Origin of the sequence: Rhizobium sp. ZW T2_16 (assembly GCF_044987325.1) — a bacterium.
Lineage (GTDB): Bacteria > Pseudomonadota > Alphaproteobacteria > Rhizobiales > Rhizobiaceae > Neorhizobium > Neorhizobium cellulosilyticum.
The window spans coordinates 1,119,220-1,133,193 of sequence record NZ_JBJDRG010000001.1; the positions used below are offsets into that span (position 1 = coordinate 1,119,220).

Below are 13,974 nucleotides of genomic sequence, written 5' to 3' on the forward strand. Positions count from 1 at the left end.
AAAGACATCGTTCCTTTTATGCCACCTGCACGATATGCCCCTCGGAGACCTCACGGTATTGCCGCACCGGCGGCACATAATCCACCGAGCGCACGGGGCTCTTGATCTCGTCGGTCGCCATGTTGCGCTTGATCGACCGGCGTGCAGGGTCCGGCACGGGAACCGCCGACATCAGCTTTTTCGTATAAGGATGCTGCGGGTTTTCGAACACAGCAGCCCGCGGCCCTATCTCGACGATCTCGCCGAGATACATCACCGCCACCCGGTGGCTCACTCGCTCAACCACAGCCATGTCGTGGGAAATGAACAGATAGGCGAGCTTCAGGCTCTGCTGCAGGTCGAGCAGCAGATTGCACGCCTGCGCTTTGATCGAGACGTCGAGCGCCGATACTGCCTCGTCCGCGACAATCACTTTCGGATCGAGCATCAGCGCACGCGCAATCGCGATACGCTGCCGCTGGCCGCCGGAAAACTCGTGCGGAAAACGCTTCATCATGTCAGCTGACAATCCGACCTTTTCAAGCAGTGCCGCCGCCTTGTCACGCGCCTGGGCCTTCGTGCCGAGGGCATGCTCGACAAACGGCTCCATCACCGCAGAGCCGATGCTCATACGCGGATTGAGCGATGCGAACGGATCCTGAAAGATCATCTGAACCGACCGGCGCATGCGGCGAAGCGAAGGCTGATCGAGCTTCATCACTTCGTAGCCATCAAGCACGACATTGCCGCTTGTCGGGTTGATTAACCGCGTTACCGAACGACCGGTCGTCGACTTTCCGCAACCGGATTCTCCGACAAGCGACAGCGTCTCGCCCTCCTGCAGGCTGAAAGACACGTTTTCCACTGCATGCACGGCACCGGTTTTGCGACCGAGCAGACCTGAATGGATGTCGAAACGCGTTGTCAGGTCACGAACTTCGAGGATCGGCGTCTTTCCCTTCGCCACCGTGTCGGTGACGTCGGCGAGCTTCTGCTGTTCGCCGGTCTTGACGTCGATGATCGGAAACCGCAGCGGCAGTTTGCGCTCGCCCATCGACCCCAGCCGTGGCACTGCAGAGAGCAGCGCCCGCGTATACGGATGCTTGCCGCGATGAAAGATATCGGCGGTCGCACCCGTCTCCACCTGGTCGCCACGGAACATCACGATCGTCCGGTCGGCCACTTCCGCCACCACGCCCATGTCATGGGTGATGAACAGAACCGACATGCCCTCCTCGTCCTGCAACTGCTTGATCAGGTCGAGGATCTGCCCCTGGATCGTCACGTCGAGCGCCGTCGTCGGCTCGTCGGCGATCAGCAGCTTGGGTTTCGATGCCAGCGCCATGGCGATCATCACGCGCTGGCGCATGCCGCCGGAAAACTGGTGCGGATATTCGTCGAACCGGCCCTTGGCGTTCGGAATCCGGACCTTTTCCAGAAGCCGCAAAACTTCGGCTTTCGCCTCCGCCTTGGAAATATCCGTATGAACCGTCAACGCCTCGGCGATCTGCTTTCCGATCGGAAAGATCGGATTGAGCGACGTCATCGGCTCCTGGAAGATCATCGAGATATCGTTGCCGCGCACCCGGCGCATCTGTTCCTCGGGCAGGGAAACCAGCTCCTTGCCCTGCAGAAACACCTGTCCCTCGATCCGGCTCGTCTTTTTCGGCAGCAATCGCATGATCGACAGCGAGGTGACGGACTTGCCGGAACCCGATTCCCCGACGATCGCCACCGTTTCCCGCGGTGCGACATCGAACGAGATGTTGCGCACCACGGTCTTCCACTCGTCGCCGACGCGAAACGAGGTCGACAGGTTTCGAACGGAGAGAACCGGAGCGACGGAACCGCCCCCATGTTCCATATCATTTCCGGAAAGCAGCATCGGGTTCCCCTTTTTATCTCGATGATCTTGCCCGGATCAGGCCGCGAGCGCGGTTTCCGCCAGCGTCACCCAATAGCTCACACCATAGGGGATCGCCTCGTCGTTGAAGTCATAGGCCGCATTGTGCAGGCTGGCCGTATCGCCATTGCCGATGAAGATGAACGCGCCGGGACGCTGTTCCAGCATGTAGGAGAAATCCTCGGCGCCCATATGCGGGTTGACGTTGCCGTTCACTGCCTTCGGCCCGGCCACCTTGCCGGCAATGTCGATGGCGAATTCGGTCTCCGCCTCGTGATTGAAAGTCACCGGATATCCGCGACGATAGACGACTTCGGCAGTCGCCCCATGCGCAATCGCCGTCGTCTCGGCAACGGCTGTCAGGCGCGTCTGGGCAAAGTCGCGTGTTTCCGGCAGAAGCGTGCGCACCGTGCCGACAAGCTTCACCGTATCGGGAATGACGTTGTTGGCTTCCCCGCCATGGATCGCCGCAACGGTGACGACCAGCGACTTCAACGGGTCGGTCTCGCGTGAGACGATCGACTGCAGCGCAATCACGATATGCGATGCGGCAAGCACCGGATCGATCGAGTTATGCGGCTGTGCGGCGTGGCTGCCGCGACCGTTGACGGTGATCTCGAACACGTCGGCCGCCGCCATGATGCCGCCCTTGCGGATGGCGAAATTGCCGACGGCAAGCCGCGGCTCGTTATGCATGCCGTAGACTTCGTTGATGCCGAACTTGTCGATGAAACCGTCTTCAATCATCGCCAGCGCTCCAGCACCGCCCTCTTCGGCCGGCTGGAAGATCACCGCAACAGATCCCTTGAAGTTGCGCGTCTCGGCCAGATACTGGGCAGCCCCGAGAAGCATGGCCGTGTGGCCGTCATGGCCGCATGAATGTGCCTTGCCCGGCGTCTTCGATGCCCACGGCTTGCCAGAGGTCTCAAAGATCGGCAGCGCATCCATGTCGGCGCGGAACCCGATCACCGGTCCATCACCGTGTTTACCCTTGATGATGCCGACGACACCGGTCTTGCCGATGCCGGTTTCGACCACGTCGCACCCGAAGGAGTTAAGCTTCTCCGCAACAAAGCGTGATGTCTCGTGAACGTCGTAAAGCAGCTCCGGATTCTGGTGCAGATGGCGACGCCATTCGGCGACCTGTTCCTGCATCTCGGCTACGCGATTGATCACTGGCATTCCGGCACCTCGTTGATTTTTCTCAAGTTCCCATGCGGGTTGAAGCGGATATTGCGACGCTTATGCAAGCTTTTGCAAGCTTCAATTTTCGCTCTTGAACGAAAAATAGGCTTGTGCTTTGATGGCTCAAAATTTGGTCAAACACGCCAGACGTGAAGGAATGGACGTGTCATAAATAGACTGAACACAAAGCTTTCGGGCAGCAGCATTGGCACCCGTCGGGAAGGTTGACAGGCTAAAAAGCCGCAACCAGGGAGCCCCGACCGGAACCGCCCGCCACCAATCACCAAAACTCGTAAAGAGAACCACAAAGGGGAACAGCAGCATGCATAGATTGAAACTTCTGTTGGCCGGCACGGTTGCCGCCATGGCGCTTTCAAGTGCCACGGCACATGCCGAGCGCGGCACGGATGGTGACCTGAAGATCCTGTTCTGGCAGGCCGTCTCCACCATGAACCCGTTCCTGTCCGGCGGCACGAAAGAAGTCTTCGCGTCTTCGATGGTCATCGAACCTCTGGCCCGTACCGACGAAAACGGAAAGCTGGTCGCTTATCTGGCAACCGAAATTCCGACTTTGGAAAACGGCGGCCTGGCCAAGGATCTGCTGAGCCTGACCTGGAAGCTGAAGCCTGACGTCAAATGGTCGGACGGCTCTCCCTTCACTGCAGAAGACGTGATCTTCACCTGGAAATACTGCACGGCGCCGGACGGCGGCTGCGCCCAGAAGGCACAGTATGAAGGCGTCAAGGACGTCGAAGCCATAGACCCGCACACCGTCAAGGTCACCTTCACCGAACCGAAACCCTACCCCTATTCCGCCTTTGTCGGCTCTCAGTCGCCGATCATCCAGGCCAAGCAGTTCGCCGATTGCGTCGGCGCCAAGGCGCCCGGCTGCACCGCTGCCAATTTCGGCCCGATCGGCACCGGCGCCTTCGTCGTCGCCGACTTCAAGCCGAACGACGTGATCACCTTCAAGGCCAATCCGAATTACCGGGATCCGGCCAAGCCCGCCTTTGCTTCGGTCACCCTCAAGGGTGGTGGCGATGCTGCATCGGCCGCCCGTGCCGTGCTGGAAACCGGCGAATATGACTATGCCTGGAACACCATGGTCGAGCCGGAAGTGCTGCAGACGATGCTGGCCGCTGGTAAAGGCCGGCTTGAATCGGCCTTCGGCACGAATGTCGAGCGCATCAATCTCAACTGGACGAACCCCGATCCGGCTCTTGGCGATAAGCGCTCCACCACGGAAGCAGGTCCGCATCCGGCCTTGAAGGACCCGGCAGTGCGCCGTGCCCTCTCGCTCGCCATTGACCGCGATATCATCGTTGAGGCCGGTTACGGCGCTGCCGGCAAGGCCACCTGCAATATCGTTCCGGCACCGGAAGCTGTCGCTTCGACCAAGAATGACAGCTGGTGCCTGAAGCAGGACCTCGAAGCCGCCAACAAGCTGCTCGATGATGCAGGCTGGGTAAAGGGTTCGGACGGCATCCGCGCCAAGGAAGGCGTCAAACTTAACTTCCTCTATTCCACCTCGACCAACTCGGTCCGCCAGGCGACCCAGGAACTGGTCAAGTCCATGTGGGCCGAAATCGGTGTCGGTGCGGAACTGCGCAACGCCTCCGCATCGGTCTTCTTCGGCGGTGACCCGGCAAGCCCGGATACGTTCCAGAAATTCTATGCCGACGTCGAGATGTACACGAACAACTTCGACGGTACCGACCCGGAAAAATATCTGGCGGAATGGCTGTGCAACCAGATGCCCGGCCCGTCCAACGGCTGGCAGGGTCAGAACATCCCGCGTTATTGCAACCCGGAATATGACAAGATGGTCGGCGTCCTCTCCAAGACCGCAGACCCGGAAAAGCGCGCCGAGCTTGCCAAGCAGCTGAACGACATGCTGACGGAAGAAGGCGCTCATATCCCGCTCGTTCACCGCGGCGACCTCTCCGCTTTCGCCGTTTCGCTGGATGGCGTCAGGATGAATTCGTGGGACAGCCAGCTCTGGAACGTCGCTGACTGGTATCGCAAGAAGTAATTGCAAGGCCGGGTGAGCTGAAATCCGCCCGGCTTTGTCCTTCTGCGAGAAGATCAAAGCCCGCCCTGCCCTCCGGCGGGGCAGGTTTGCCAGCATACATAATTCTGCGCCCCATAGCCCATGCAGTCGGTCGCCCGCAGCCATGGCCTAAGGATGTGCAGCCGGAGAAAATTCCAGATGTTCACATTCACATTGCGACGATTGTTCTTCGCAATACCGACCTTGCTGGTGATCAGCTTCGTCATTTTCGCGCTTCTTGATCTGGCCCCGAACGATCCGACCGGCGACCTGCCGCTGACGATCCCGCCGGAAGTGCGCGAGCAGATCCGCGCCTCGCTGGGTCTCGATCAACCCTTCTTCTTCCGTTATCTGGCCTGGCTGCATCAGTTTTTCATCAACGAGCCGCTCAACATAATTGAAAGTCTCACCGGCTGGCAGTTTGGCGATGGCGAACGCATGCGGGTGCTTTCCTGGGCAACACGCAGCCCGGTCGTCGATCTCATCGTCCAGCGCCTGCCTCAGACGCTCTGGGTCGTTGGCCTCGCTTATGTCTTCGGCATCCTGATCGCCATTCCGATCGGTGTCATTTCGGCCTACAAGCAGTATTCGATCTTCGACCAGGTCGGCACCTTCATCTCGATGGTCGGTTATTCGGTCCCGACCTTCTTCACCGGCGTGCTGCTGGTGGTCATTTTCTCTTCCTATCTGCAGTGGTTTCCTTCGGTCTACGATACCAACCTGCGGGTCACGGACTTTTCCAGCTTCGTTGCGCAGGTAAAGCAGATGGTTCTGCCGGTCGCCGTTCTGTCGCTCTATAACGCCTCGCAGATCGCCCGTTTCGTTCGCGCCTCGATGCTCGACAACCTGCATCAGGATTATGTCCGCACCGCCCGCGCCAAGGGCGTGAAGGAAAAGGCCGTGCTGCTCGTCCATGTACTGCGCAACAGCCTCATTCCGGTCGTCACCGTCATTGCCCTCGGCGTGCCGACCATCTTTTCCGGTGCCATCATTACCGAACAGATTTTTCGTGTGAACGGGCTGGGCCAGTTGCTGATAACCGCCGTTCAGGGCGCGGATATCCCGCTCGTGCAGACGCTCACCTTCATTTTCGCGGTGCTGATCGTCCTCTTCAACCTGATTGCCGACGTGCTTTACGGCATTCTTGACCCGAGGATCCGTTATGACTGACGCAACCGTGACCTCGTCTGCACCGGTGACAGCCTCCACTCCGGCCCGCTCGGCATTCGCCGACATGTGGAAACAGTTTCGCGCCCACAAGGGCGGCGTTGCCGGTCTCGTCGTCTTCACCTTCATCGTGCTCGCCGTCTATGTCGGCCCCTACATCCACCGCGTCGCGCCAAACCAGATCAATATCCGCGACAAGAACCAGTGGCCGTCGTTGGCGCATCCCTTCGGCACCGACAATCTCGGCAAGGACATGCTGGCACAAGTTCTGGCCGGAGGGCGCATCTCGCTCGCAGTCGGTATCACCGCCATGCTGCTTGCACTCTTCCTCGGCACGCTGGTCGGCGTCCTGTCGGGTTATTTCCGCCGCCTCGACGGCCCGCTGATGCGCCTGACCGACCTTTTCCTGGCGCTGCCGCTCTTGCCGCTGCTGCTCGTCATCCTGCTTCTGTTCCGCGATACGCTGCGCGCTGCCTTCGGCCCCGAGACCGGCATCTTCATCCTGATCGTGGTGGTCATCGGCATTACCAGCTGGATGCATACCGCCCGCATCGTCCGCGGCGACGTTCTTGCCGTCAAAAGCCAGGAGTTCGTTCTGGCGGCAAAATCGAGCGGCATGCGTGAATACCGCATCGTGCTGAGGCACATTCTCCCGAACGTGCTCTCCTCGATCATGGTCTCGGCAACCCTCGGAATCGCCTCGGCCATCATCACGGAATCGTCGCTCTCCTTCCTTGGCCTCGGCTTCCCATCGGACTTTCCGACCTGGGGCCGGCTGCTGTTCGATGGCGCGAACTTTCTGCAGCTAACGCCCTCGCGCGTGCTCTGGCCGGGCCTTGCCATCTCCCTGACGGTTCTGAGCGTCAACTACATGGGCGACGCGATCCGCGACGCGCTGGATCCCCGCGCCGTCAAGCGTTGAGAAAGTCGATGCCTCAAACAGCCAACGGCGGCGCAAGCCGCCGTTGGCTGTTATGAAGATGCAGAATTTTTCGTGAAAAAATTGGAACCTTCTTTTTCGTCGTCCGTTATTCGAGTGTCCGAAGGCGACCCCCCGTCCCCCGCCCTACAAAAGCTTTCGGACAAACTCTTCAATCCCCCTCGAAGAGACGAGCCGGCTCGGTTTCCCAAGGAAACCGAGCCGGATCTGTTTTGGCGACATGCCTTCGCCTACAGCATGTATTCCGAAAATGGTCACCGGTTTTGGGAGACATGCTTAAAAACAAAGAGCTAAAGCGCGGCAAGCGAATCTGAAAGATTGCGACGCGCTCTGGGCGATGCTCCCGTTTGATTACTCCCGGAAGAATTCTTGAAATTGGCCCGGCGTCACTCGCCGCCGTGATCAAGCGGAAAACGCAGCTTGTAGCTGATGCCCTGACTGGAGATCACATATTGAGCCTTGCCGTTGACGGAAGCTGGCACGACACGTTCCAGAACCGTGCTGCCGAAATGAGCCTTCAGCCCTTCCTCCGTGGCATCCCGATCGCTGGAGCCGCTCAACATCTCTTCCCAGTTTAGCTCAAGGTAATCATGTCCGTCGGCATTCACCCGCGTCGAAGTGATGTCGATCGGCTTTCCGTTGCGCAACATCGAACCGTGGCTCACGGCATTGACGACCAGCTCATGCAGCGCCAGCCCCAGATGCAGCGAGGCATTGGGCGAAAGCAGCACATTGTCGCCAGAGATTTTCACCATATGCCGGTTATCCGGCATATATTTCTCCGTCTGTTGTCGCACCAGATCGAACAGATAGGCGCCACGCCAGCTGGAATCGGTGATCAGGTCCTGGCTTTGCGAAAGCGAATAAAGCCGACCCCGGAACTTATGGAGAAAAAGATCGAGCGAGCCCGAATAACGCGCTGTTTGCAGCGCGATACTCTGGATGATCGCGAGCAGGTTCTTCGAGCGATGGCTCACCTCGCGCAACAACGCGCGCAACAGCCTCTCGCGATGCCGTTCTTCCGAACGATCGATGATCGTCGTAACGAGATGCAGCCCACCGGATTGGAACTCTACTGCCTGAACGCGAAATTCGAAGATCTGGTCGGAACCGACAGTAACCTCGATGTGCCCTTTTTTGCCGCTTTCCGCCATGCCTTGTTTTAGGATGAGCAGCTTTGCTGCAACTTCATCACCGAAGAGCGCAGCATCCGAAGGGCTCAGAATATCTTCAGGAGCCCATACCTCGGGTAAATTGGCGAAGTAGAGATAGTCCAGCGCCTTGTTCTGAATAATGATACTCGCGCCAAGGTCGATGAGCGCGGGCATGAAAAATTCCCGCAGCTTGTCATCACTCTGACCAGCGTGCTGCCATGTCAGCGGATGCGCCAATCTTGCCACTCCATCTACCGCTTCATCCTGTAACGCCCCAATGGCAGCGCCAGATGCTCGTGTTTCTCTCTTAGGACCGCCCGGCTGCCACGGCAATCGAACATGTCCAAATGCTTCGCGTGATGAAGACGGACAGGTGCCTTTACTTCGTACGCGCTGGTCCGGTGCCTAAAGCACCGGAACCTGCAATGTCAGACCATCATTAAGAATAGGCACAGGACAACTAAAACAAGGGGTGCCATGCCGCGTGAGCCGACTTGCCACAACACTATCCTGATAATTTTGTTCCTGAAGCATAAAGATCAAAAGATCGAGCCGCTCACGCAGCCGCCTTCACCGCCTCGTTGAAGAACAGCGCCTGGCTGATCAATGCTTTCACCATATCCGGATTGAACGGCTTGGTAACGAGGAAGGCAGGCTCAGGCCGTTCGCCGGTCAGCAGCCGTTCTGGGAAGGCCGTGATGAAAATGACCGGCACGCTGGACGTCTTGAGAATCTCGTTGACCGCGTCGATGCCAGAACTGCCATCGGCCAGCTGGATATCGGCAAGCACCATCTTCGGCTGCGACGACTGGAACAGCGACACCGCCTCTTTGTGGGTGCGGGCAATTCCTGTCACGCGGTGGCCGAGATCCTGGACCATCTGTTCGATGTCGAGCGCGATCAGCGGCTCGTCCTCGATGATCATGATATCGGTCGCCACCTGTCGCGAGATTTCGCGGGATGCTTCGTCGAGCAGCTTGTTGACTTCAGCTACACTGACATCCAGCACCTCTGCAGCTTCCTCAGGCGTAAAGCCCTCGACGGAAATCAGCAGGAAAGCATGACGTGCCTGGGAAGGAATGTTCGATAGATTGACAGCCGCACGCTGTTCCCACGCGAACGGGGATTCGATCGGCCTGATCTCTATGGATGTGGAACCAAAAATCGCGACGAATAGTTTATAAAGCGAAACGCGATCCTTTGAGCTTTCCGGAAAGATGGAAACATCGGCGATCAGCGCTTCAAGAACGGCGGCCACATAAGCGTCTCCTGACGTCTGCGATCCGGTTACCGCTCGGGCATACCGACGCAGGTAAGGAAGGTGTGACGCAACGCGCGTGGTGAGTGACATGCAAATTCTCCCCTGGACCCTGTTGGGCAATTGACTTGAGTTTAACGTGGCGATGCAAAATAAGTTCCGCAAGACGGAACTTTTTTTAAACTCGGGCATTTTCCACCCGACAATTTGATAGCAGGCGCCCGCGTTATGAGTGACGAGATCAGAAAAAATCATGATATGACCACAGCCGAAACCTCACAAATCAAGCCAGGAACCATAGCTCCGAATGCTTCCATCTCGCGGAAGTTGAAGGAGTTTTATGATGCCGTGCAGGAAGAAGGCATTCCGGATCGCTTTCTCGATCTCCTCGAACGGTTGGAAGCTGCTGAAAACGCTCAAAAAACAAACGCCAAGGCGGTGGATGCAAAATGAGCGCACAGGCTGAATCCACCAAGGCAGATGCGGATGACCGCGTCTTCAAGCGAGACCTGCTCGCGTCGCTACCCAACCTGCGTGCCTTTGCCGTGTCCCTGACCGGTCGCCACGACAAGGCGGACGACCTCGTTCAGGATACGATCATGAAGGCCTGGGCGAACCAGAAGAGCTTCACGGCAGGCACCAACATGCGTGCGTGGCTGTTCACCATCCTTCGCAATGAGTTCTACAGCCAGATGCGCAAGCGTGGCCGCGAAGTGCAGGACAGTGACGGGCTGTTTTCCGAACGTTTTTCCGTTCATCCCGAACAATATGGCCGTCTCGACCTTCAGGACTTCCGCCAGGCGCTCGACAAGCTTCCGGAAGACCAGCGCGAAGCAATCGTGCTCGTTGGCGCTGCCGGTTTTGCCTATGAGGAAGCCGCTGAAATCTGCGGCTGCGCCGTCGGCACGATCAAGAGCCGCGTCTCGCGCGCCCGCACCCGTCTGCAGGAACTGCTCGGCGTTTCCGGCGAAAGCGACTACGGCCCGGATGCGGGTGATGCCGCAATCACTGCAAGAGCGTTCGGCAGCTAAAAGCCTGCCACCAAGTATCTAAGAAAGGCCGCCCCGAGCGGCCTTTTCTTTTTCTACCGGCCTTCTTGCGGCGACAATTGCACCTGATCCGCCTGCCGAAACCTTCTCCCCGCAGACGGGGAGAAGGACATAAGTAGCAAAGCTTCTCCACCGCTCTCGAACGCTGCATATCACCCTCACTCCGCAAGCGGGGAGAGGGTTAGGATGAGGGGCAAGCGGGTAAACTCCAGGCAAGCCGCAAACTCCCCCCTGCCGAAACCATCACCCAAAACAAAAGGCCGCCCGAAATTTCCGAGCGGCCTTTCATTTCACAAACCCTGCGAAAACCTTACTCCGACGGCGGTGGCCCCTGCCTCGACCCGCCACCCTTCGTCGCAAGAAAACCAAGGCCCCCCGCAACGGCAAGCAGCATCAACGGTTTCGACTTCATCAGAAACGGCAACGCCGAAACAGCCGCGGTCATTGCAAGAGCCCGCTGACTGTTGGCAGCCGCCTCACGCCTCTTGCGCCGCTCTTCGGCAGCGTTGAGCATCATCACGATGGCAATGATGAACAGTGCCATGACGATCATGCCGCCAGCAATGACCAGCATCGCAACAGCAAGCCCCCATCGTTCACCGAGATGAATGGCGAGTGCAGCCACGAGCAAACCGTAGGCAGTCCACAAAAACGCAGCCGCGATCCCGTAAAGGATCGCGTTGCGCCTGATCTTTCGTTTCATCGCTGCCACATCCATTGCGATGAAGGATGCGATCAGCGGCCCCAGTGCTGTCAGCATCGAGGATCAGCGGCGCGAGAGGAGCGCAAACAGGAAACCGACGCCGGCCGCAATCGCAACCGACTGGATCGGATTGGCACGGATCTGGCCTTCGAGATCACGCTCCCAGGTCAACGCCTGGTTCTTTGCGGCCTCGGCGATCTGGTAGGACGCGTCACTCGCGTCGGCTGCGGCACGCTTCGCCTTGCTCTTCATCTCAGAAGCCTTTTCGTTGCCGACAGCTGCAACTGTCTTTGCCAGCGCCGCGATATCTTCACGCAGCTGCTCCAGCTGCAGTTCGATATCCTTGGTCGAAGCTGCAGAACCGGTGCGCGGAAATTCGGTCGTCGTCGTCGAGGTCGATGCTGGCATGACGGTCTCCTGTTTGATCACGTTCGTTTTGGCTGCAGGCAATGCTTTGGCTTTGCGCGAGGCACGATTTGCTGTCGCCTTTTCGGGAGCATTAGCCGCACGCCTCGGCGCGGCCTTGGACGAAGTCACGGTGGCGGATGCCTCAGCCGGCTGGGCGGATAGCTTTCTACGCGATCTCGTCGCCTTTGGCTTTTCTGCAACGTCGTTCAATCGATAACTCCCCTACCCATGGTTCAAGGCAAGACAAAACCTGCATGCCAATGACTGCACGCGAACAACGTCAGAGGTGTGGGTTTGTTCCAATCATGAACGGCAAAAACTGAGAAAGTCTCAGCCCGCGTTGGTTTTCGGATCGAGCATGTCGCGTAGCCCGTCTCCGAGCATGTTCAGGCCTAGAACGGCAACCGCGATTGCCATGCCCGGCAGGATGGCAAGCCACGGCGCCTGGCCGAAAAACGTCTGGCTGTCTGCGAGCATCCGCCCCCAGGTCGGCGCCGGCGGCGGCATGCCGAGCCCCAGAAACGAGAGCCCGGCCTCTGTCAAAATTGCCAGACCGAGCTGTATCGTCACCTGTACGATGATCTGGTTGGAAATATTCGGCAGGATATGCACGAGCGTGATCTTCGCCTTCGACCGGCCGATCCCGACCGCCGCCGTCACATAATCCCGCGCCCAGATCTGTTTCGCCCCGGCCAATGTCAGCCGCGCAAAGACCGGCACCATGAACACCGCGATCGCAATGATCGCCGTAAACCGGCCCGAGCCGAGAAAGGCGCCGAGCATCATCGCCGACAGAATGGGCGGTACCGCAAAGATGATGTCGCAGCCGCGCATCACGATCAGCTCCAGCCACCCGCGCCGCATCGCCACGATAACACCGACCGCAGACCCGACCGTCGCACCGATCGCAACGGCCAGGAACGAGGTCGAGAGCGAATTCCACGCCCCTACCATCAGCATCGAGGCGACGTCGCGGCCGAACTGATCCGTGCCTAGCAAACCGCCCGGCCCGAGCGGCGGCTTCAACCGCTGCACAATATTCATCTTCGACGGCAAGGACGGCGTCCAGACGAGCGAAAGAAGCGCCACGCCGACAAGCGCCAGCGTCACGACAAGCCCGATCAGCAGCACGGGACGACGAAAGATCCCGGCCATCACGTCGCCACCCGCAGTCTCGGGTCGATCACCAGATATGCGAGATCGACGAGGAAATTCATCACGATCACGAGCGCGGAAAAGAACAGCACCACATCCTGCATCACGATGATATCGCGTTGCGACAGAGCCTGCAGTGCCAGCCGCCCCAGGCCCGGCAGGTTAAAAACGTTTTCCACCAGCACCGCGCCTGCAATCAGGAAAGTGAACTGCAACCCGATCATGGTCACGACCGGGATCAGTGCATTCGGCAGCGCATGCTGCCAGACAGCCGCCTTGTCGCTCAAGCCCTTGGCTCGGGCGGTGCGAACGAAATCCTCGCCCATCACGTCCAGCACCGCGCTGCGCGCCACCCGCGTCAGCACACCTGCCTGCGGCAGCGCCAGCGCAATGGCCGGCATCAGCAATGCGGCAAGTCCCACCCCAAGCCCCGCATCCCAGCCCGGAAACCCGCCGGCCGGCATCCAGCCGAGCTTGGTCGAAAACGCAATGATCAGCAGCAACCCCACCCAGAAGGCCGGCACCGCGATGGAAATATAGGAAAAGGCGCCAGCAAGATAATCGAACAATCCATTATGCCGCCGCGCCGCCGCCACGCCGAGCGGCACCGCAATCGCAACCGACATCACCACTGCCATCAGGGCTAAAGGCAGCGTCACCGTCAACCGCTCGACAATCAGCCCCGCAACCGGCACGCCATACGTATAGGACTGCCCGAGATCCCCCTGCAGAACACCGGCAAGCCAGGCGAGATATCGAACGACGAGCGGTTCATCCAGCCCCATCTGTGCCCTGAGCGCCGAAAGCGTCTCCGGCGTCGCCGAAGTCCCGAGCATGATCGCCGCCGGATCACCCGGCAGAAGGTTCATAACGGTGAAGATCAATAGCGAGACGACGAGCAGCGTGACGATCAGGCTGACAATGCGACGGATGAGGATGGAGATCATGAGCCATATGCTCCCGATCTCAACCACAAGGGCAGAGCAGCCGCATGTGGAAATAGGACCCCTCCCAACCCTCCCC

The 13,974-nt window shown here is 59.0% G+C and carries 14 protein-coding genes; 6 read left to right on the forward strand and 8 right to left on the reverse strand.

The window, feature by feature from the left end:
- Nucleotides 1–16 precede the first annotated feature (16 nt).
- Both ACI3K0_RS05465 and ACI3K0_RS05470 read right to left on the reverse strand, forming a co-directional pair.
- Complete coding sequence (locus tag ACI3K0_RS05465; RefSeq protein WP_404945097.1) at nt 17–1,864, reverse strand: ABC transporter ATP-binding protein; 1,848 nt, start codon at nt 1,862–1,864, stop codon at nt 17–19.
- A gap of 36 nt (nt 1,865–1,900) precedes the next feature.
- The gene (locus tag ACI3K0_RS05470; protein ID WP_404945098.1) at nt 1,901–3,064 is read right to left on the reverse strand and encodes a M20 aminoacylase family protein; all 1,164 of its coding nucleotides are present in this window, start codon (nt 3,062–3,064) and stop codon (nt 1,901–1,903) included.
- A gap of 325 nt (nt 3,065–3,389) precedes the next feature.
- Here ACI3K0_RS05470 and ACI3K0_RS05475 point away from each other — a divergent pair, with 325 nt between their 5' ends.
- The 3 genes from ACI3K0_RS05475 (at nt 3,390) to ACI3K0_RS05485 (ending at nt 7,206) form a co-directional block, all read left to right on the forward strand.
- Nucleotides 3,390–5,099, forward strand: a complete 1,710-nt coding sequence (locus tag ACI3K0_RS05475; protein WP_206823338.1) for a peptide ABC transporter substrate-binding protein — start codon at nt 3,390–3,392, stop codon at nt 5,097–5,099.
- Between the two features lie 177 nt (nt 5,100–5,276).
- Nucleotides 5,277–6,287 (forward strand): ABC transporter permease, encoded by a 1,011-nt coding sequence (locus ACI3K0_RS05480; protein WP_183820973.1) that lies wholly within the window; start codon nt 5,277–5,279, stop codon nt 6,285–6,287.
- The gene (locus tag ACI3K0_RS05485) at nt 6,280–7,206 is read left to right on the forward strand and encodes an ABC transporter permease (protein ID WP_148143178.1); all 927 of its coding nucleotides are present in this window, start codon (nt 6,280–6,282) and stop codon (nt 7,204–7,206) included. Before ACI3K0_RS05480 ends, ACI3K0_RS05485 begins: the two co-directional genes overlap by 8 nt.
- Before the next feature lie 404 nt (nt 7,207–7,610).
- Here ACI3K0_RS05485 and ACI3K0_RS05490 read toward each other — a convergent pair whose 3' ends face one another.
- Together ACI3K0_RS05490 and ACI3K0_RS05495 are read right to left on the reverse strand one after the other, a co-directional pair.
- Complete coding sequence (locus ACI3K0_RS05490; RefSeq protein WP_404945099.1) at nt 7,611–8,552, reverse strand: sensor histidine kinase; 942 nt, start codon at nt 8,550–8,552, stop codon at nt 7,611–7,613.
- A gap of 382 nt (nt 8,553–8,934) precedes the next feature.
- Entirely contained in the window at nt 8,935–9,729 is a 795-nt protein-coding gene (locus ACI3K0_RS05495) for a response regulator (RefSeq protein ID WP_148143644.1), read from the reverse strand.
- A 165-nt stretch (nt 9,730–9,894) separates the two neighbouring features.
- On the opposite strand from ACI3K0_RS05495, the gene ACI3K0_RS05500 reads away from it, so the two are divergent.
- Both ACI3K0_RS05500 and ACI3K0_RS05505 read left to right on the forward strand, forming a co-directional pair.
- Entirely contained in the window at nt 9,895–10,089 is a 195-nt protein-coding gene (locus ACI3K0_RS05500; RefSeq protein WP_148143174.1) for a NepR family anti-sigma factor, read from the forward strand.
- The gene (locus ACI3K0_RS05505; protein WP_148143172.1) at nt 10,086–10,667 is read left to right on the forward strand and encodes an RNA polymerase sigma factor; all 582 of its coding nucleotides are present in this window, start codon (nt 10,086–10,088) and stop codon (nt 10,665–10,667) included. The genes ACI3K0_RS05500 and ACI3K0_RS05505 overlap by 4 nt, the downstream gene beginning before the upstream one ends.
- A 328-nt stretch (nt 10,668–10,995) precedes the next feature.
- Here the strand turns inward: ACI3K0_RS05505 and ACI3K0_RS05510 are convergent, their stop codons facing one another.
- Entirely contained in the window at nt 10,996–11,445 is a 450-nt protein-coding gene (locus ACI3K0_RS05510) for a hypothetical protein (RefSeq protein WP_404945100.1), read from the reverse strand.
- A gap of 6 nt (nt 11,446–11,451) precedes the next feature.
- Complete coding sequence (locus ACI3K0_RS05515; protein ID WP_206823882.1) at nt 11,452–11,796, reverse strand: DUF883 C-terminal domain-containing protein; 345 nt, start codon at nt 11,794–11,796, stop codon at nt 11,452–11,454.
- A 13-nt stretch (nt 11,797–11,809) separates the two neighbouring features.
- On the opposite strand from ACI3K0_RS05515, the gene ACI3K0_RS05520 reads away from it, so the two are divergent.
- Nucleotides 11,810–12,013, forward strand: a complete 204-nt coding sequence (locus tag ACI3K0_RS05520) for a hypothetical protein (protein WP_404945101.1) — start codon at nt 11,810–11,812, stop codon at nt 12,011–12,013.
- Between the two features lie 113 nt (nt 12,014–12,126).
- On the opposite strand, the gene ACI3K0_RS05525 is transcribed toward ACI3K0_RS05520, so the two are convergent.
- Nucleotides 12,127–12,951: an ABC transporter permease gene (locus tag ACI3K0_RS05525; protein WP_404945102.1), complete on the reverse strand. Its 825-nt coding sequence runs from the start codon at nt 12,949–12,951 to the stop codon at nt 12,127–12,129.
- Nucleotides 12,951–13,898 carry an ABC transporter permease gene (locus ACI3K0_RS05530; RefSeq protein WP_404945103.1) on the reverse strand — a complete coding sequence of 316 codons (948 nt, stop codon included), beginning with the start codon at nt 13,896–13,898 and terminating at the stop codon, nt 12,951–12,953. The genes ACI3K0_RS05525 and ACI3K0_RS05530 overlap by 1 nt, the downstream gene beginning before the upstream one ends.
- Between the last annotated feature and the right edge of the window lie 76 nt (nt 13,899–13,974).